Source organism: Shewanella sp., from assembly GCF_047975355.1.
Classification (GTDB): domain Bacteria; phylum Pseudomonadota; class Gammaproteobacteria; order Enterobacterales; family Shewanellaceae; genus Shewanella.
In genome coordinates, this window is record NZ_JBKEDJ010000018.1 from 1 (window position 1) to 19,334 (window position 19,334).

The window sequence follows — 19,334 nt, forward strand, 5'->3', positions numbered from 1 at the left end:
GAGGAAAGTCCGGGCTTCAAAGAGCGGGGTGCCAGGTAACGCCTGGGCGGTGCGAACCGACGACAAGTGCAACAGAGAGGAGACCGCCATCATAGCCTCGGCTAAGGTGGTAAGGGTGAAAGGGTGCGGTAAGAGCGCACCGTGCGGCTAGCAATAGTCCGTAGCAAGGTAAACTCCACCCGAAGCAAGACCAAATAGGGTTCCGTATGGCGTGGCTCGCGTTGGAACCGGGTAGGTCGCTTGAGCCTGCGAGCGATTGCAGGCCTAGATGAATGACTGTCCAAGACAGGACCCGGCTTATCGGCCAACTCATTAAATTCAGTAAAAAGCCCGTTTATCTTTTAGGTAAACGGGCTTTTTATTTGGACTAGATGGTAAACGATATGAGTTAGCTGCGTCCCATATTCGAGCGTTGGCGGCGCAATTGGGTTCGGTGTTTTTCAAGCTTTTCCATGGCCGAGAGTATGATATGACTCTTGCTCAGGACCTCTGCATCCTGTTCGTCCTGTTGTTTGGCCTGTTGGGCGATGAGCTCAGTCAGCGAGACGATGAGCTGCTCACCCTGGGTGAGGCTCTGGTGTTGTACCTCTTTCACATAGAGCAGCAAAAAACGTTGCAGTAACACATCGAGCAGCAAGGGTAAGGTGATATTAAAGTCACCTTCCTCTGATTTGGGCGGCAATTCTCCCATGGCCGCAATCAAGTGGCATACCGTTTGGCTGCGGGTGGCGCCGACAAAGAGCCGCATCGCATCACGATTGGGCGCAAGGTACTGTTCCAGTTGATGGGCAAATTCTGCTTTATCCCATTGATGGGCAATGGAGTGGATAATGCTCATAGTTGACTCATCACCTTATCAATCCTTTGTTAACGAAAGAGTTTGGCTTGCTGGTTTATGATCCCGAGTCGCTGCGACACATGCGCGAGATAAACCCTGCTGAGGATGGCGATCCCTTTATAGAATGTGGTTTCGGCATGTTGTTCCGCTAATTCGAGGCAACGATCCGCCCAGGGCTGTAGATGCTGTTGCAATAGAAGCGTGCAGGTCCCGAGAGTATTTTTGTCTTCGGGCGTGGCCGCTAATTGGGTAAATAAATATTCTAATGTCAGCAGAATCAGGCCGATATGATCTATGGGTTCGTTTCTAGGCAGTGTGACTTGGATATTTTGGGCTTTATAGAAGGCCATGAGTTTTTGCGTCGAGTCACCATTTAATGATTGCTCTTCCCCTGTATAAACAGACCCCCAAGGCGCCGCTTTAGGGTCGCTTGGGCCAAAAAACAATTGTCCGTAATCTACCTTTAATTCGGTCAGTTGCGTCTCTGTGTTTTGCCAGTGGTTTAAATAACTGCCTAGATAGGTTCGCCCCTGTTTTTCATATTCAGAATCCACAAGCTGCGGCCAGCTGATGTGGAGTTCATCCTGCTTAAAACTGTCGATTAAGGGAGCTTCTGGGTAGGTATATAAAATATTATGCAGAACCTTAGCGATAGCTCCCCATGTCAGGTAATCATCCGCGTTTATCTTTGACATAATTTTTCTCGTATCAGGCAGAAAGAATGAGGGGCACAGTACCCCCTCATCAATCCTATGACTTAAATTTCAGACCAATTCAGCACTTGTCCACCCGATTGTGCATTAGGGTTCTTTTTGACAATCAGATTGGGAGCGGTGATAGATGACGATGGCAGCGGCGCAATGTGTCCGTCACCCTCACCATATTTGGCTTTTAGGTTTTCCATTGTGTCAAAATCGAGTGCCCGTAATGGGCAGGCATTGACGCAAATCGGTTTTTTGCCATCGACGAGTCTGTCATAACAACCATCACACTTGGTCATGACTTTACGCTGAGTATCTAGCTGCGGCGCGTCATAGGGACAGGCTCTAGCACAGCTGCCACAGCCGATACAAATCGATGACTCCACTAACACTAAGCCGTTATCTTTACGTTTATGCATGGCACCAGTAGGACAGGCTTTAACGCAAACGGGTTCGCTGCAATGGTTACAACCTATTGATGTGTAATATGCAAAAACGTTTTGCTCAAAACTTCCATCGGCATTTTGGCTCCAGTTGCCACCACCGTATTCGGTGACGCGGCGCCACAGCACCCCTGGAAGATTGGCAACGCTACCATTGCCATCATTTGCACGAATAAGACCTGTCATTCGGTCTTTACAGGCGATATGGCACGCCTTACATCCAGTACATTTTCTGCTGTCAAAGTAAAAACCATATTGTGTTTCTTGTGTCATTTGTATTTACCTCTTAAGCCTTAGCAATCTGCACGCGGTTAGTGTGTTGTGGGTTACCTTTGGCGGCAGGGCTAGGTTGGTAGCGAGTAAGCGTGTTGATGCAGCCCCCAATATCAATTACATGGCCGGATGGACCGACTCTGCCCGATGGATCTGGGGTATACCAAGCGCCTTGACCCAGAGCAGCCACGCCAGGCGCAACCCTTGGGGTGATACGCACGGGGATTTCAATGGTGCCACGCTGGCTCCATACATGGACCGTATCTCCCTGTGATAAGCCACGTGCATTTGCATCTATTGGGTTCATCCAGACCGCGTCTTCAACCGCTTCACGTAGCCAAGCCACGTTGTGATAGCTAGAGTGAGTACGGCCCTTAGTGTGATAACCCATTAATTGCAGTGGGTAAGTCTCAATGGTGTCGGCATCCTCATAGCCTTCCCATGTTGGTTGGTATTTGGGTAATGCGGTGATGTAGTTGCCTTTGACGCTTGCATCGAACTCCCATTCTGCTGCTTTTTGCGCAAAATCGAGTGAGTAGAATTCGATTTTTCCGGTAGGTGTACCAAGGGCTTTACCGCCATTGATATAGCTGTCTAAGGCGATGCGTTTAGTACCATTGAAGGCGCGGAATACCCCAATTTTTTGAGCTTCTTCATAGCTGCTTGGCAGTGCGGGAATGGCGTTCGCGCTTGAAGGTGCAGTCAAGGTGCCGGCATAGAGTTGATTTAGCCATGCAGTTTCATCTTTGCCTTCAGAGTATTGTTGATAAACACCCATTTTTTCAGCGATTAAGCCGCACATGTCATACATGGACTTACATTCCCACATTGGCTTCACCGCCGCCTTCATCGCGACTAAGTAGCCCATAAGACCTGTGGCATAGCTGCCATCGACTAGGTCATTCGACTCTAACCAACTGGTATCTGGCAGGAGAATGTCGGCATAACGTGCCGAAGGTGTCATCCAGCAATCAGCCACCACGATCAGTTCACACTTAGTATCGTCCTCCAAAATTTTCGAAGTACCGTTAGAGTCGGCATGTTGGTTGATGAGTGAGTTAGAGTTAATGGCGAAAATGGCCTTAATATTCTGACCTAATGGCGTGTCTAAATCGGCCATACCTCTTACGCCATCTTTGCGGGCAGTCATCTCTGCGCCGCGCTCGATGGCTTCAGAGAAGGTGAAGAAGGAAATGGATTCTTTAATCGGATTAGACAAGCCAGATAGGCTAGATTTGCTCATGCTGCCTTGTACTGGCAGGGCGCCGTTGTTGACTCCAGGCTGTCCCACCTTGCCAGTTAAGAAGGGCAGCATATAGCAAGCGCGCATCGCCTGTTCGCCGTTCGCATGGCGGTTAACACCAGCACCGATGATGATATATGGTGCCTTGGCATTCATGATTTTTTGAGCGATAGCTTTGATGCTAGCTTCCGAAATTCCACAAATGGCCGACGCCCAACCCGGTGTTTTGGCCTCGGTGAACTTACCTACGCCTAGGATATAATCGCGATAGTTTTCTTCGACATCGATAAACTTGGCGTATTCCAGTTTTGTCGCATCGCCCGATGCTTCGAACTCGGCTTTGGTTTTTTCGAGTGAAGCCTGGTCATAACCGACGCAATAGTTATCTAGGAAGGCTTTGGAGTTGGCATCGACCCAGCCTGAAGAAATCATTTCATAGGCAATGGCTTCTGCAAACGCGGCATCTGTGCCAGGACGTATTGGATACCAATGATCTTCCTTACCCGCCATGGAGTCGGTATATCTTGGGTCGACCATGATGACTTCAATGCTCGGGTTATTTTGAATCGCTTGGAGGTAATCGTAACCTTCGCCCGAACCGCTTTGGCGCATTTCGCTAGGGTTATAACCAATGCCTAAAAACAGATCGCTGTCGGCGACGCAGACCATAGAGCTGCCGTTGGTTGAGCTACCGCCCCAAGTGGCCGCCGCGGCTTCAATTTGTTGCGCCCAAGAATAGTTACCATAAATATTCAGGAAGCCGCCGTTTAGGTTCAGGATGCGGTTAAAGCAGTTTGAGCTGGAAAAACCGTAATAAGCACCTGAACCGTAGAGTTTTAAAATCGAACGGTTGGTGTATTCGGCAGTAATACGTTGCAGTTCACTGGCAATAGTTGAGGCTGCCTCATCCCAAGTAATAGGCACAAATTTGCCTTCGCCGCGTTTACCTACGCGCTTCATTGGCGTTTTTAAGCGATCTGCAGCATAGGTGCGTTGTCTGAGTGAGCGTCCACGTGCACAAGCACGGATCTGGTGGTTATAACCATATTCGTCAGTGGTTTCATTGTCGGCTTCAACGCGGGTGATCACACCATCCTTAGTGAATACCTTGATCGGACAGTTAGAGCCACAGTTAACAAGGCAGGATGACCAGGTTTGGACCTCACCGTCAGTTACTGGAGGCGTTGGTGGTACCACATTGACATCACTCGAGCTGGAGTCACAACCCGTGACAGCCGCCGCTGCACTTAATGCGGCACTCATCTTTAAAAAACTTCTACGTTCCATTCTCTTCACCTCTGTTAAATCAAGGCAGCATGTAGCTGAAGGTCAACATCAGCAGATGCGCGTTGTAGTTATGGTTAAGCTCACCCAAGGTCACTAATCCCGGGACGGCATAGGTACTGACTTCTGCGTAGTCAGTGTCGTAGTAACGTTCGTACTGATAACTCAGCTTCAGTCCCATGCGGTCATTCAGGGCATAACGGCCATACAGCTCAAGGTTGTGGCTGTAGGAGTAGTAATCGCCGTAAGGCTGGTTAATGGTCGTGGTGATTAGGGTGTCACTTGTGGAGTTAGCAAATTGGTAATTGCCACCAATGCTTAAGCGGTCATCCATCAGTCCGTCGTAGGTGAAACCGATGTTGAGATCGATAAACTCATCGTCGACATTGGTGTACCAATCTGGGGAGGAATAGGCTTGACTACCTGCCATGTCAGACTCAATCCACTGTTGCCCTGCGCTAGCAAAAACGTTGAGTTTGTTAGAGAGCTGGGCACTGAGTTGTACGTTGTAACCGTAATCCTTCACCTCAGTTAAGCCGATAGCGGTGTTATCGTAGTCGTCGTTGTTGTAATGGGCATCGAAATCAACCGTTAGCCATTGCAGGGGAGTATGGTTAACACTGAGTTCGAGCCCATTACGGTTTCTGTCCGCAAGGTAAAACTTGCGTAGCAGCGGGTTTTCTTCGATGGAGGTCGCTTCTAGACTGTCGTAGGTTGAGCCATCACGGGTTTCGTAACTGGCTTTAAGGTCTACCACAGTTTTAGGGATGGCGCGGATATTCAGCTTGGCCCACAGCGCACTGTCTTCCGTTTCTTCACGTTCGGTATAGTTACGTTCAACCGCTTTGTAATCAAAACCGCCAAGTAAGCGATAGTCACTGTTGAAACGGTAGCTACTCTGCAGTTTGAAGTTGGTGCGCTGAATGTCCATCGCCACGTTTTGCTTGAAGGCACCACTGACGTTGTCCACTTCAAATTGGGCAAAATCCCAGGTAGAGCTTTTATTATCGCGGTCGCTGTAATCCAGTTGACCATTCAGGCGCCAGCGGGGACTCAGCATACTGCTAAAGCCGATACGCGCGTCTAAGGTCTCCACTTCACCGTCCCAGCTTTGCAGGGGATTGCCGCTGACTTGGATAAGATTGTCATCCTGAATCATTCGGCCAGTCGCGAGGCGACCATTAATCACGTTTGTGCCGAGTAGGTATTGGCCCGTTAACGAGACTTGATGGGCATCGTTATCTGGGGTAGCTGCATACACATTGTCGGCATAGGGCAGACTTAAGTGATTAATGTGGTTACGGTAATAACTACCGTTATAGGCCAGTTCGCTCTGCCATTGATCTTGGTCGATGCTGATACCGGCATTGATATTTTGAGTGGTTGCATCGACGGGTAAGGCAAAGTTCATTGGTCCTGAGTTGGCTAATAAACTGCTGCGACGATTGCCGGTTTTATCCTCGTGGTCATAGTTGATATAGCCCTTGAGGCCGTTAAGCAGCGTATCTAACTCACCCTCAAGGCCGATACCGACTTTTTCACGCTGTAATTCAAGGTCAAGGGAGCGGGTGCGACTGTCGGGTAGCAGCAACCCATTGTTATGCCATAACTGGGTTTGGGCAGTGGCGTCATAACGAGTCATCATGCTGTAATCGAGTTGGATGCCGCCCAGATTGTTCTTGGCGGCTTCGAGGTGCAGATAACCGTTGTCCGAACCGAGTTCATCGGCTTGCATCGCTGCTTGGTATTCACCCTGCCGATAACTCACATCGCCACCGACACTGCCACGCCAGCCCGCATCACTGTCGCCAAAGCTGTTACCCGAGTGGATATCGTCACTGTTTGCCCAGCCGACATTGGCATTGACTTCGCCTTGGTAGCCCTGCTTCACTGTGCAGGACTTACATTGATAGGCGCTGGTGTTGACCTTGTTGGTATTGGCTTGCTTAACCGAAAAGTCTGCCGCATTGACGCCCGTGGCTGCGGCAAGCAGTCCAATGGTGATTAAATTCAATTTAAACTTCATCTCAGACTCCTTAATCAACGCGCAAAATTGCTGCCAGCAGGGTGGTTGGAGCCGTGGATTTGGCTATGGCAATTCAAGCAACCCATGCCAGCGCCAAAGGCATTGGTGTTTGGTTGATTTACCACGCGGCTCGCATGACCATCGTCGGCATGGCACTGCTGACATAACTGCGGTACACGTTGTTTAACCAAAGCTTCATTCACACTGCCGTGAGGGTTGTGGCAGGTTGAGCAGTTTTCGGTGACGGGCGCATGCTCCCAGAGGAAGGGGCCGCGTTTTTCGGCATGACAGCTATAACAAGTGTCATTTACCGTGGCTTTTTTGAGGGCACTCTCATTCGATGAATCGTGGGGGGCATGGCAATCGACACATGTCATTTGGTCCCACTTCAATGGATGGGATGAGCGTTTGTTCATATCCGCCTTTTCGCGGGTATGACATGAGGTACAGGTTTGGTTAACTTGTTGTTTATCTAAGATAGGGTCTTTAGCTGCATGTACCTGGTGGCAGGATGCACAGGCGATTTCCTCAAGATTATGCAAACTATTATGCCAACCTGTTTTCGCAGTATTTTGGTGGCAACCTAAGCACACGGTATTTTGAGTCGGGGCGGATAACTTGCTGTCCTGACCAAAGGTGATCATTGGCTCTTTGCCACCTTTGTTATGGTTCCCCAAGGGGCCGTGACAGGATTCGCACTGCAATCCCGCCATCGGGGAATTGGAGTGGCTCATGTCACCATGCTTGCCATCGAAAATCGCCATCACTTTGTCATTTTTCTTATGGCACATTAGGCAGGTGTCAGCACCTTTGGAAGAATATTGACCCGCGGTAAACTTTTGTTCTAATAGCTTTTCAAGTTGCTCACTGCTCTGGGCCTTTTCTGCTATTACTGAGGGAGATAATAAAAGTAATGTACTCGCTCCTATTATCCAGCGTTTTATTTTATGCCATCTCATATTAGCTGCCTTTTATTTAAGGTGTGTTTGATTGGAGTTATTCATCCTTGTAAATGTTACTCTTGGAAATTCGCTTAAATAAGGCATGTGAAAGGCTTGTTTGAAAAGTTGGAGCTGGTACAGAAAATGGGCGGTAATATAGGCTTTGTCACATGAAGTGGTAATTGATTCTCAATTGTATGATGTTATTTCCCCTTTAAACACAGCATAGCGAGTATCATTTTTAAAATGATTGCATTTTTGGTTAAATAAAAGTTTCGATAGTGTGCTTTGTTGTTTTTGTAGCGAATTAGTAAAATTGTTCGATATCACAAAAATAAGAGTTTATTGGGGAGTTCTTGATTTATTTTTTCAAGTTTTAAGATTTTTTAAATTCTAAAATTAAGAAATTTAGCAGTTGATGCGTAAAATATTTTTAAGCTGATGCTGATATTTTTGGAAGTTTTGATATTTTTATAATTAAAATGATTACCCTAAAGTAACCATTTTAATTAGGAGCTATTAAAGTACGTCGAAGTATTATTGAATGGGTTATTGTACTGTTAGCGGTGTGTTGTTTGAGGACTGACTGGCAAGTACTTGGGCAATACTGATGAGATTATCAGCGAGTTCTTTTGCTTTATCCTCTGGAAATTTGCTTGCCAGTGAAGCTTGCAGCTTTTCCTGCAGGTTTGCCAATACAGCTTGTTTATCGATATCTGTGACAGTTTGTTTAAGGTTGGCGACACCGCTGCCTAGAGCCTGCAGCTCAGGGAACAATTGCGCGTTTTTTAACGGGGCTAATAATGCTAAGTCTTTTAAATTCGCATCGTCGACCTTATCATCTAAGTTGAGCAACAGATTATCGACTTTGTCGAAGGTCTGTTCGCTGCGACTAATTAAAGGGGCGATAGCGGTGTCTTCTATGAGTCCGGTGAGTTTATCGACTGTGGCATACAACAACACCGCGACGATAATAATCGGCAGCATGATCCCCGTGAATAGTCCCACCCAAAAGTTGTTAAGACCAGCGCTGAAGTTTTTCATTCTAATCCCTAATATTCGATAGAGTATCGAAATAACGCTATGATCTTTAGCGATAACTCGCAAGTACTATGTGGCTAAACTGCGAGACAAATGGTCGTCGAACAAAGAAACCTTCAAGGCCATTTGACCTTGAAGGTGAGTGAGTTAGAACTGAATCCTTACGCCGATGGCAGCCGAACGACCTGGCGTAGGTGATAAATGTCTGATGAAGCTGTTATGGGGACGAGCATCCTCATCGGTGAGATTATCCAGACTTAAATAGAACTGAGTCGGAATGTTCGCAATAACCTGATCTACCATGATATTTGCTCCAAGTAGTGAGTAGGACTCTGAGGGTCTTTCAAATTTGGCAACATCGTTTTGTGAGTGATAACGAACATAGTCAATTGACACCATGAGTGCATTGTATTGCCAATTGAGTTCGGCCCCCGTTTTAGATTGCGGCGTACGTGGCATTGATGAGCCTTCTAAGGCGCGGCGGAAATACTCCTCGCGCTCACCGGGTAATGGTGGACGGCTGTTGAAAATATGATAGCTACCATCATATTGATATCTTGGTGTATTTTTTACTCTGTCGGTAAAGGCGCTGAGTTCAAAAATTCCCCATGTTTGCCAAGGAAAGGTATATACCGCTTGCACTTCCAATCCTTGATTGTTGGTATCAGCTTGGCGCCATTCGCGCACATAGGTGCCACCACGATTAATGCCGGTACCGCCAAGATAAATAAAATCATCGAATTGGTTTTGATACCAGCTTGCCATCAGTTGTAAGTCGGCAATTTGGGCCGTGGTATTCAGTTCGAGTGAACGATTTACTTCCTTATTGAGGTTTGAATTGCCTTGTTCTTCAATCAATAGAGCGTAATGCGGATTGCTGGCATACAGCTCGTTCATCTCGGGAGCTCGCTCGGCGTGAACGTAATTCACCCGTGTTGACCAGTTTTGTAATATGTCCCATTGCATTGAGCCAGAATAGCTCTGGAGATAAAAATTCCTATCTTTGATATTGGCTCCCAAGCCGCGCCCTGTGTGATAACCTTCGGAGTTAGCCTGGTGTTTTATCGCATCATAACGGCCGCCGAGTTCAAAGGTGACAGGGCCTAAGTGTAAGGTTTGCAGAGTGTAGGCAGCATAACTTTGGCTATCGACCTTAGGCATATAATTGTCGTACCCCTCTCCCTCATAGGCTCTTGCATCGTACTGTAAGCCTAAAACCCCATCAAAGTTCGATGACCAGTTGTGGTACAGCTTAGGGGAAATTACCCATGAAGTGAGTTCGAATTGGTTTACTGATACGCCAGCCATTTGCTCGTCATCGACTTGATGAGAGTAGGCTGTATCGAGATTTAGCGATTCTAGCCAGTTGTTATCCCAGTGTTCGATATATTTCATATCGACACGATTTCCTTGGGAGAGAATGCGGATATTTCCGCGTAGATTGAAATCGACAGGAGCACTGGTGCCACGGCGCATAAATCCGGGAATACCGCGATTGGTGTCCGTATATCCATAGGCGAGGCCGAGGAGACGATTTTGACTTGTATAGCTGCCCCCCGCCGATAATGAAGTGGTGTGGTGGCTACTGTTGAGTACGGTACCATCATTATCTATTGAGCGGTCGGTGATGATCTGTTGCTCTATGGGCGTTGCATCTTCGTAGCGCTTAAGTAGCTCATTCCATTGCCAGACGGGTTGCCCATATTGGATTTGGCATTGATCAGCAAATTGTGCTGCACCGACGACTTCAGACCATTGTTTGCAGTTGCTGTCTTTAGTGTGTCCGGGAATGTCGTAATCGCCACGATCTTTATTGATCATATTGAGATTAAAGTTAAATGACTCATTCCCGCCAGCAAGTTTTGCTAATGCAGTGCTAGTGGCGTTATAGCCCGTTTTTACTTCTGCTCGACTATTAAACCCACTAATTGGGCTGAGTGGAATACGCCCATCTTGAAGATCGACAATCCCTGCCATGGCTTGTCCACCATAGGCGATAACAGCCGTTGGTCCCTTAATCACATTGATGCTGTCGGCAAGAAAGGGTTCAACGGGGATGAACTGTTCCTCACTTACCGATGACATGTCTTCAACCGGGATGCCATTGAGTAATGTTTGTACTCTATGGCCGCCGAAGCCGCGAATTTGTGGCCTGCCAGCGGCGCTACCAAAAAAGCCGCTGTCTATACCCGGTAATTGGCTCAAAGTTTCCCCTAAGGTGTCGGCTTTGCGCTTATTGAGCTCTGTACCGCTGAGCTCGATCTTACTGGCTTGTATCTTTTGGCTTAAGGGTTTTTCAAGGGGGTTACCTGTGACGTTGATACGTTCAATAGGTTCGGCGGCGACAGACAGAGTGCCAGCACCTAACAGCAGAAGGTATTGAGGGTATTTCATTTTATGGGGGTCTTTCCGTTTAAAGGTTAAGGTCGATGGATGAAGTTGTATCACGATTAAATTGATGTGATATGTTGTAACGTATCATTTTGGTTTGGGTGAGATCAATAACAGATATTTAAGTTACTGATTGTAAATGGTTATTGGTATGGTGTTTTGTATATAGAAAGGAAGCGACGCAAAAGTTGTCATTCGGGCGGGTGTATCAGTTAGACTGTACTGGTTTGCTCATTTCAAAAATTGGCTGTGCTATGACGGAAAAAAAGACTGAACTATTGCGTGAGGTGGTTCAAAAGTGCAAAGAAAAGGGAATCAATTTAACGACTAAGCGCAAAATGGTGCTTACTGTGTTGCAGGAGCATGATTTGCCTTTATCGGCCTACGAGATTGCCGATGTGCTGAAAAAAAGCGCGGGTGAGAGCTTGCCTATTATGTCCATCTATCGGATGTTGGACTTTTTAGTACAGGAGCAACTAGCGCATAAACTATTGACGGTGAATAAGTATATTGCCTGTCATCACATATGTGATCACCATATTCACAGCCAATTTTTAATTTGCAATGTTTGCCAAAAAGTCACTGAGATTGCATTGCCAGATGCGCTAGTTGCACAACTACAGCAGAATGTGAATGAAGCACAATTTACCTTGTCTAGCCCACAGCTTGAGCTCGCGGGATGGTGTCATGATTGTCGGCAGCAGCTTAATATTCAGCATGCTTGAGCCAATCGAGTTCGCCGTTTTTAGCTGGTAATGTGCTGTAATCAATTCAATTTATCGGGATTAAAAGCTGCGCTTCACTAAGAATCGCCATTCCCAACTGTTGACCGAATCGCCCCCCGTGTAGGGCACGGAGAGATCAATGTGGGCAACGTTACCGTAGCTTGAACGTGAGGAATAAATCCGCGCGCCAATACCAATACTGGCAAGTGGGCCGCTGACCTCATTATTGACCGCTAACGGGCCGCCTGAAGCTTGGCCTACATCGGCAAAAACCGCCCAGCCGAGTTCGGCTAATTGATATAGGTTGATATTGGGATAATTACGGATTTCGGCGGTGAGTAACCATTGATTATCCCCTTGTTGATATTCGTTGGGATAACCGCGTATCCCAGTTTCATCGCCGAGTCCTTCGGTGAGGTCGAGGTAAGTGTTATTCGACAAACTCGCCCACGCCTTGCCATAGGCTATCCATTTAGGATTGATTTGATAGAAGTATTCGGCCTGAACATTGGCTTGATAGGTCTCTTTTTGGGTGGAGCCTAAGGTGCTGGTGGCGCCCATTTCGAGTAACCATAAATGTTCATCAAACTTATAACCACGGGTGGTTTGCCATTTGAAGTGGTAACCCACGGGGTTATTGTCGCCTATGTCATTGGTTTCGATACCGAGTTGAATATAGTGGTGCCAACCTAAGTTAAAGTCTTCGTTATTACGGATAAGGTGCACATTATTGAGTACCTGAAAGTCGTCCTGAATAAACTCATAGGCGACCCAGGGATACATAAAATCCCTGTCCTGCGGTAACTCAGAATTGGGGTACACATCTGAATTGGCAAACTCGTGTTTATCTTGGGTAAAACCGGTGATAAAGCGCGATAAGTGCTCGTTATTCTTATTTATTAGCCAGCCATATTGCAGATTGAGATAGTCGACAGTGTGTTCAAACTCGTTCACCTCTTGGCCGTTCTGCCGCAAGATATCGGTGCGGCTATCATCCAAAAACTCCGCCGAGTACATGGTCTCAGTATTCAATGAATAGAAGGGCTTACTGACATACACATGCTTAGCTTGGCCGTCGCTATTATCGTAAAACTCGGCGGCGACAATGCCGTGGTCGATAATGCTGATGGGCGCCTCGAAGGCAAACTTATAGCCAGTGCGGGACTCGTCCGATTGATACTTTAAGCGGGTGCGAATACCAGTACCGAAGAGGTTATCTTCTTTTACGCCAAAGGAATAACGGGTGTCACCGCCCGAGCTGCTGAAACTAGCGGTGGGGAGCAATGACCAGTTATCCCAGGTCTCGATAACGATGGACTCATCATCTGGGTGGACATCGGCTTCGGGATCTTTCTCACTGACATAGACTTTTGCATCACGAATATAAGGTTCGGCGCGCAGTAAGCGTTGGGATTCGTCGAGGTCTTTTTGGGTAACAGTATCGTTTTCACCAAAAGTCAGCCTATCCCGAACCACATATTCCTTGGTGTTGATATGCAGATAGTTTGCCCAGCGGTGAATAAAAAATGCGTCGGGGTCGGATTCATCGAAGATGGGGTTACTTACAACCACAATCTTACTCACCTTTTTTGGCGTTTTATCGGTAGTCGTTTTGGGGGCAGCCTCATCCGCTCTGGCTAGGCTGACTAGACCACAGAGGCAACAAGGCAGAATCGATGCATACAGGGTAAACTTCTGCATAAAACCACTCCCGTAAACTGGGTAGCAACAGCTTAAGGCTCTGCTGCACTTCACAATTTAATAACACACGGGAAGTGGCCATTAGTCAAGGAAACATTTTAATAAGATTATGATTTTACTTAAGGTTGCGTTAAGAATAGGGCTGGACTTGGCGCCAGCCCTAGGGGGAGATGTTATAGCGTTCGTCTTGGCGGTACTACGACGTTGGCAAAAATCAATCCAGCAATAAGCGACATAAAGATCAAAAAGATCTGCGAGCCAATATGGGCCTGGTTAAGCATAGTCTCACCCGAGATCAGTGCATTAAGGCCAATATAGGTTTTACTGCCGGGGACCAAGATAACGATACCCTGCAGTAGCGCAATTGAGGCTGGCGCCTTCATCCAACGGGCATAAAGATTGGAGTAAACCCCTACCGCCAAGGCCCCAAAGAAGATCCCCACTGAATCCCCAAAAAAGTGCCCGCCTAACATGGCGGAGAAGAAGGCTACTATTCCCGCCAGTACGCCCCAGGGCGAATCCTGCATCCGCGCTTTAAAGATAAACACCAGCGCCATCGAGAGAATCGGCACCGCCGACCAAATCGCCCAGCGTGGTAAGCCTTCAGGCTCGATATGAATGGCTTCACCGAAGAAGGCTTTACCAATCGCCATCCCCAATACTGCGCCAAAGTACAACTTAAACAACAACATACTGGCATCCATGATCCGCGCTGTGCCCGAAATCAAGTCGCGTGCCGCCAGTTCCGCCAGCCCTAAGGTTAGGGCTAAGCCGGGAATAAAGATGATGATGGAGGAGAGGATCACCACAGGAATATTAATATTGGGGTCGATGCGGGCAATGGCGCAGGCGGCAATGGCGCAAACGATAGTGGCGAAGGGCTCTAACACTTCTGCCATTCGGGTCGAGCGCTCGGCGCGGTAAACAAAACCATAGACCAGCAATCCTAACAAGCCTGACCAAAAGACATCGTTCCAACCCGTGCCCATCAACATCGCAAAGGCGGCCGCCGAGGTGCCGAAGGAGAAACAGGTTAATGCCGGGCCGTAGGGGTTGGGTTTATTGGCGATTTCCTCTAGCCTGTCTAAGGCTTCGCTAAGTGTGCGTTTGCCCGAAGTCAGTTCATCCACCAGTTCATCGGTGCGGGCGAGGGAGCCTAAATCTAATTCGCCGGGTTTAACCCGTGCAACATGGTTATATTCTTGATCGGTATCGTGTTGTAATACGAAGGTCATGGAGGTCGGCGAGATTAAAAAATAACCTTCGATTCCAAGCGTACGTGAGACGGTTTGCAAATGGGTTTCAAGACGGTAAGCGGGTGTGCCAAACTTATGTAAAGCCTTGCCTAGCTTAATGATAAATTTACGCTTTTCGAGAAACTGTTCGTTATCCAATCGGGCTATTCACTGTATAAAAAGTTGTAAGAGATTACGCGCGCATATTAACCTATCTTGTCGCTAAAAGGTTAACGGCTTTTAAGCTTAATACAAATAAATTGCTGAATTTTTGCGGTGTATACCGCGGTTATGTTAATCAAAAGGGAATCGCTATGCCGTTGATGGTAACAGGATTTTACGTCAGCTTGACTGGGTTGTTGATAATAGCGCTGGCTTATCGAGTGGTGAAATTAAGACGAAGCCAAAAGATAGGTATCGGCGATGGCGGCAACAATGCCTTGGTGCTTGCGGGTAGAGTGCATGCGAATCTGATTGAGAATGCGCCCATCGTATTGATTTTAATGCTGGTGGCCGAGGCGAGTGGCTTAGCTAATTTCTATTTGCATTGTTTTGGCACAGTGTGGATTGTGGCGCGCTTGCTCCATGCGATAGGGTTAACTCAGGGAAAAGGCGGTTATCATTTCGGCCGTTTTTGGGGCGTATTGCTCACCTGGTTGGTCACTATCAGCCTAGCCTTAGTCAACTTAGTGCATTTTGCCCAAAGTCTGTAACCGCAGGGATAGGGCAATGGCCATCTAAGCCATATCCCTAGCCACTTTAGGGGTATTGAGCACATTCGTGCAAATACCCCGAAAAACACCTCGGCTGCTGTTTTTTTAATCGCACTTATCCCTGTTTGCCTGCTATACTCCGCGTCCCTAAATCGGTGCGGCCTGTTTTTGCCAGCACCTTTGTTTGACATTACGCTTTTGGGTCAAAATCGATGCAAGTTGAATCCACACTGTTTAGCCATCCCAAGTATTGGGCCGAGTGCTTTGGCACAGCGCCTTTCTTACCTATGTCCCGTAAGGAGATGGAGAAGTTGGGCTGGGACAGCTGTGACATTATTATTGTCACCGGCGATGCCTATGTGGACCACCCAAGCTTTGGCATGGCGGTAATTGGCCGCATGTTAGAAGCCCAAGGCTACCGTGTTGGGATTATTTCTCAGCCCGATTGGTCGAGCAAAGATGCCTTTATGCAGCTAGGTCGTCCGAATCTGTTTTTTGGCGTCACCGCCGGCAATATGGATTCGATGATCAACCGTTACACCGCCGACCGTCGTATTCGCAGTGATGATGCCTACACCCCTGGCGATGTGGGCGGTAAGCGCCCCGACCGCGCTGTGACTGTTTATACCCAGCGTTGTAAAGAAGCCTTTAAAGATGTGCCTGTGATCATTGGCGGCATCGAGGCGAGTCTGCGCCGTATTGCGCACTATGATTATTGGTCGGACAAAGTCCGCCGCAGCGTGATTTTCGATGCCAAAGCCGACATCTTGATGTACGGCAACGCCGAGCGTCCGCTGGCCGAAGTAGCGCGTCGTTTAGCCGCGGGTGAAGCCATTGGGGATATTCAGGATGTGCGTGGCACGGCAGTGATCCGTAAAGAACCTATGCCCGAGTGGCGTGGGATGGATTCGCGTAAGATAGATCAACTACATAAGATCGATCCTATCCCGAACCCCTATGGCGCCGACGATGTGGGCTGTGCCAATTTATCAGGCCCATCGGATGTTAAAATTTTCGATAACGATGCGCCAAAACCCATCAGTGTGCAGCCGCCACGCCCTAAGCCTTGGGATAAAACCTATGTGCTGCTGCCAGCCTTTGAAAAGGTCTCTGAGGACAAATATTTATACGCCCATGCCTCGCGGATTTTGCACCAAGAGCAAAACCCGGGTTGTGCGCGGGCGTTGTTCCAGCCCCACGGTGACCGTGGAGTGTGGGTGAACCCGCCGGCTTGGCCACTCAATACCGACGAAATGGATGCCGTATTCGATTTACCCTATAAAAGGGTGCCACATCCTGCCTATGGTAAGGAAAAAATCCCCGCCTATGACATGATCAAAACGTCGATCAACATCATGCGCGGTTGCTTTGGCGGCTGTTCATTCTGCTCGATTACCGAGCATGAAGGCAGGATTATCCAGAGCCGTTCGCAAGAATCGATTATCAAAGAAATTAAAGATATTCAGGATAAAGTGCCCGGTTTTACTGGAGTTATTTCCGATTTAGGCGGCCCCACCGCCAACATGTATCGCCTCGGCTGTACCAGTGAAAAAGCAGAGAAAACCTGTCGACGCTTATCCTGTGTGTATCCATCGATTTGCGGCCACTTAGGCACAGATCATAAACATACTATCGACTTGTACCGCGCCGCTCGTGCCGTGCCCGGCATTAAGAAAATCTTGATTGCTTCTGGTGTGCGTTACGACTTAGCGATTGAAGATCCGGCCTATGTTAAAGAGTTGGTCCAGCACCATGTGGGCGGCTATTTGAAAATTGCCCCTGAGCATACCGAAGAAGGGCCGCTCAGCAAGATGATGAAACCCGGCATGGGCGCCTACGATAAGTTTAAAGAGCTGTTCGATAAGTTTTCCAAGGAAGCGGGTAAAGAACAGTTCTTGATCCCTTATTTTATTTCGGCGCATCCGGGAACGACCGACGAGGATATGCTTAACCTCGCGCTCTGGTTGAAGGAGCGTAAGTTTAAGCTCGATCAAGTGCAAAACTTCTATCCATCGCCGATGGCGAATGCGACGACCATTTATCACACTGAGTTGAACTCGTTGAAAAACGTGAAGCACAGCAGTGAAGTGGTACCAGTGCCGAAGAAGGGCCGCCAACGCCGCCTGCATAAGGCGCTGCTGCGTTACCACGACCCAGCGGGTTGGCCTATCATCCGTGAAGGCTTGATTGCCATGGGGCGTGAAGATTTGATTGGTAACAGCCCGAATCACCTCGTTCCACCTGAAGGGCGCAACGAACGTGGTCCGAAATGGATGAAGGATGCTAACCAAGGGCAAAAAGCGCTGACGCGCTTCTCGGGTAATCAGTTCGATGAGCGTAAGGGCAAAGGTGATGCCAAGGGCAAATCGAGCACAAGCAAGCCTAAGGGGCCTAAGTCTGGGGCGAATGCAACGCAAGGCCAGCAGCCTAAGACCAGCCGTCCGGGAGCTAAGGCCCCTTTTGGTCAGTCGGGCTTTAAGGGAAAATCTGAGCAGGGTAAGGCTGGGCACCAAGGCCGCGGAAATAAGGCCTCTTCAGGCCGTCAACACGCAAAATAACGGCGAAAAAAAGCCACTCCAGTAAACCTATTTGGAGTGGCGCAGAGATGATGGTAAACCAGCGGTACCATCCAATGAGTGTGTGGCGAGCGTTTGTAGACGGAACGTGCGCCGCACCTCAGTCTCAAATGGGCCCACGGATATGAGGAACGTGAGCCACTATCCCTCAATGTACGGGAGAGCCTGATGAAGACTTTCCATTCCTAAAAGAAGTAGTTAATCCCTACCGCAAAGCCATTATCTTCCTGTGCTTCGAGTGCTGGATCATCCATGCTGCTGAAATCTAACTTCATTTCGGCAAACATCACAGTGTCATTACTGTAACGGTAGTGCAGGCCAAGCATGGCGAATTGGCGGGTCCATTTGCCTTGGATGGGCGTGCTGGCATCTGTATCTAAGTCCAAATAGCTGAGGACAATCATAGGCACAAAGCCATTATCGAATTGGTAGGCCGTCATCAACTCGGCACCAGTGGCATCGTAGAGATCGCCGCCGACCAGCTCATTGTTCTTACTCTGATGGGCGTTAAAGCCGACGTAGAGACCACTGGCTTCGCGGTTATCTGCATAGTGGTAGTAGTCACCATACATGGCGCCGATACCGACGATTTCGTTGGTTTCATCGACTTGGGTGTTACCAAGATGGCCTTCAAAGTCGCCACGGTTAAAGCCAGCGAGCAGTTTAAATTTGTCGGTGAGTGAGTAGGTCAGGCTGGCACCGTAACTGCTGTCGAAATCGAGCTCAGAGTTAGCCATTTCGCTGCCATCATCGTTTTTTAAGGTGACATTACCGTTGGTTTTGGCGGCGTATTGCAGGGCGATTTGCACTGGGCCAAAGCTATTACGGTAGATAAACGCGGAGTCGGCGCGGCCTGTTCCGGTTAAGCCCCCATCGCTAAAGGCGTAGGCGCCGACGCTATATCCAGCGAAGACGTTCGGTAAATCCGTTGTGCCTGCGACATCATAGTAAGCGCCCCATTGCTTACCAAAGCTTAGGCTACCCCATTCATCGTGCGACATACCGACATAACCTAAACGGTTATAGAGGAAGTCTTCGGTTTTTCCGGCGGCGAGTTTGCCACCTTGCATCACTAAACTATCATCGCTGGATACCATATTGATGCCCCATTCTGTGGTGGCAAAGGCGGTCCAGACATTTTTCTCGCTGCGTTCGAAACTAAATCGTACTCGGGAAGAGTCATCAATTACTGAGGTGTCGTGA

14 protein-coding genes and 1 other RNA gene are annotated in these 19,334 nt (G+C 48.3%); 4 read left to right on the forward strand and 11 right to left on the reverse strand.

Translation table 11 applies throughout. The features are described from left to right. Window positions 1-316, forward strand: an RNA gene (gene rnpB, locus ACK5NH_RS06895) — RNase P RNA component class A; the annotation flags it as partial. A 72-nt stretch (window positions 317-388) separates the two neighbouring features. On the opposite strand, the gene ACK5NH_RS06900 is transcribed toward rnpB, so the two are convergent. The 8 genes from ACK5NH_RS06900 to ACK5NH_RS06935 all read right to left on the reverse strand — a co-directional run bounded on the left by ACK5NH_RS06900 (window position 389) and on the right by ACK5NH_RS06935 (window position 11,184). Further along, window positions 389-838, reverse strand: a complete 450-nt coding sequence (locus tag ACK5NH_RS06900; RefSeq protein ID WP_416918634.1) for a hypothetical protein — start codon at window positions 836-838, stop codon at window positions 389-391. A gap of 29 nt (window positions 839-867) precedes the next feature. After that, the gene (locus ACK5NH_RS06905) at window positions 868-1,533 is read right to left on the reverse strand and encodes a TorD/DmsD family molecular chaperone (RefSeq protein ID WP_416918636.1); all 666 of its coding nucleotides are present in this window, start codon (window positions 1,531-1,533) and stop codon (window positions 868-870) included. Window positions 1,534-1,595: 62 nt separating this feature from the next. Further along, window positions 1,596-2,255, reverse strand: coding sequence for a DMSO/selenate family reductase complex B subunit (locus ACK5NH_RS06910; protein WP_416918638.1), 660 nt, complete (start codon window positions 2,253-2,255; stop codon window positions 1,596-1,598). A 13-nt stretch (window positions 2,256-2,268) separates the two neighbouring features. Continuing rightward, window positions 2,269-4,785 (reverse strand): DMSO/selenate family reductase complex A subunit, encoded by a 2,517-nt coding sequence (locus tag ACK5NH_RS06915; protein WP_416918640.1) that lies wholly within the window; start codon window positions 4,783-4,785, stop codon window positions 2,269-2,271. Window positions 4,786-4,804: 19 nt separating this feature from the next. Then, window positions 4,805-6,808, reverse strand: coding sequence for an MtrB/PioB family decaheme-associated outer membrane protein (locus ACK5NH_RS06920; protein ID WP_416918642.1), 2,004 nt, complete (start codon window positions 6,806-6,808; stop codon window positions 4,805-4,807). Between the two features lie 14 nt (window positions 6,809-6,822). Next, window positions 6,823-7,767: a DmsE family decaheme c-type cytochrome gene (locus ACK5NH_RS06925; protein ID WP_416918644.1), complete on the reverse strand. Its 945-nt coding sequence runs from the start codon at window positions 7,765-7,767 to the stop codon at window positions 6,823-6,825. A 531-nt stretch (window positions 7,768-8,298) separates the two neighbouring features. Then, window positions 8,299-8,793, reverse strand: coding sequence for a hypothetical protein (locus tag ACK5NH_RS06930; RefSeq protein ID WP_416918646.1), 495 nt, complete (start codon window positions 8,791-8,793; stop codon window positions 8,299-8,301). Window positions 8,794-8,937: 144 nt separating this feature from the next. Continuing rightward, window positions 8,938-11,184, reverse strand: a complete 2,247-nt coding sequence (locus ACK5NH_RS06935; RefSeq protein ID WP_416918648.1) for a TonB-dependent receptor — start codon at window positions 11,182-11,184, stop codon at window positions 8,938-8,940. 251 nt (window positions 11,185-11,435) lie between these two features. On the opposite strand from ACK5NH_RS06935, the gene ACK5NH_RS06940 reads away from it, so the two are divergent. Then, complete coding sequence (locus ACK5NH_RS06940) at window positions 11,436-11,906, forward strand: Fur family transcriptional regulator (RefSeq protein ID WP_416918650.1); 471 nt, start codon at window positions 11,436-11,438, stop codon at window positions 11,904-11,906. Between the two features lie 60 nt (window positions 11,907-11,966). Here the strand turns inward: ACK5NH_RS06940 and ACK5NH_RS06945 are convergent, their stop codons facing one another. Both ACK5NH_RS06945 and ACK5NH_RS06950 read right to left on the reverse strand, forming a co-directional pair. Continuing rightward, the gene (locus ACK5NH_RS06945) at window positions 11,967-13,607 is read right to left on the reverse strand and encodes a hypothetical protein (protein ID WP_416918652.1); all 1,641 of its coding nucleotides are present in this window, start codon (window positions 13,605-13,607) and stop codon (window positions 11,967-11,969) included. A gap of 173 nt (window positions 13,608-13,780) precedes the next feature. After that, entirely contained in the window at window positions 13,781-15,001 is a 1,221-nt protein-coding gene (locus ACK5NH_RS06950) for a threonine/serine ThrE exporter family protein (RefSeq protein WP_416918654.1), read from the reverse strand. A gap of 155 nt (window positions 15,002-15,156) precedes the next feature. Here ACK5NH_RS06950 and ACK5NH_RS06955 point away from each other — a divergent pair, with 155 nt between their 5' ends. Next, window positions 15,157-15,555, forward strand: a complete 399-nt coding sequence (locus ACK5NH_RS06955; RefSeq protein WP_416918656.1) for an MAPEG family protein — start codon at window positions 15,157-15,159, stop codon at window positions 15,553-15,555. 212 nt (window positions 15,556-15,767) lie between these two features. After that, entirely contained in the window at window positions 15,768-18,113 is a 2,346-nt protein-coding gene (locus ACK5NH_RS06960; RefSeq protein ID WP_416918658.1) for a YgiQ family radical SAM protein, read from the forward strand. Window positions 18,114-18,316: 203 nt separating this feature from the next. Here the strand turns inward: ACK5NH_RS06960 and ACK5NH_RS06965 are convergent. Further along, window positions 18,317-19,334: porin (locus ACK5NH_RS06965; protein ID WP_416918660.1), on the reverse strand; the 1,018-nt coding region annotated here is incomplete at its 5' end.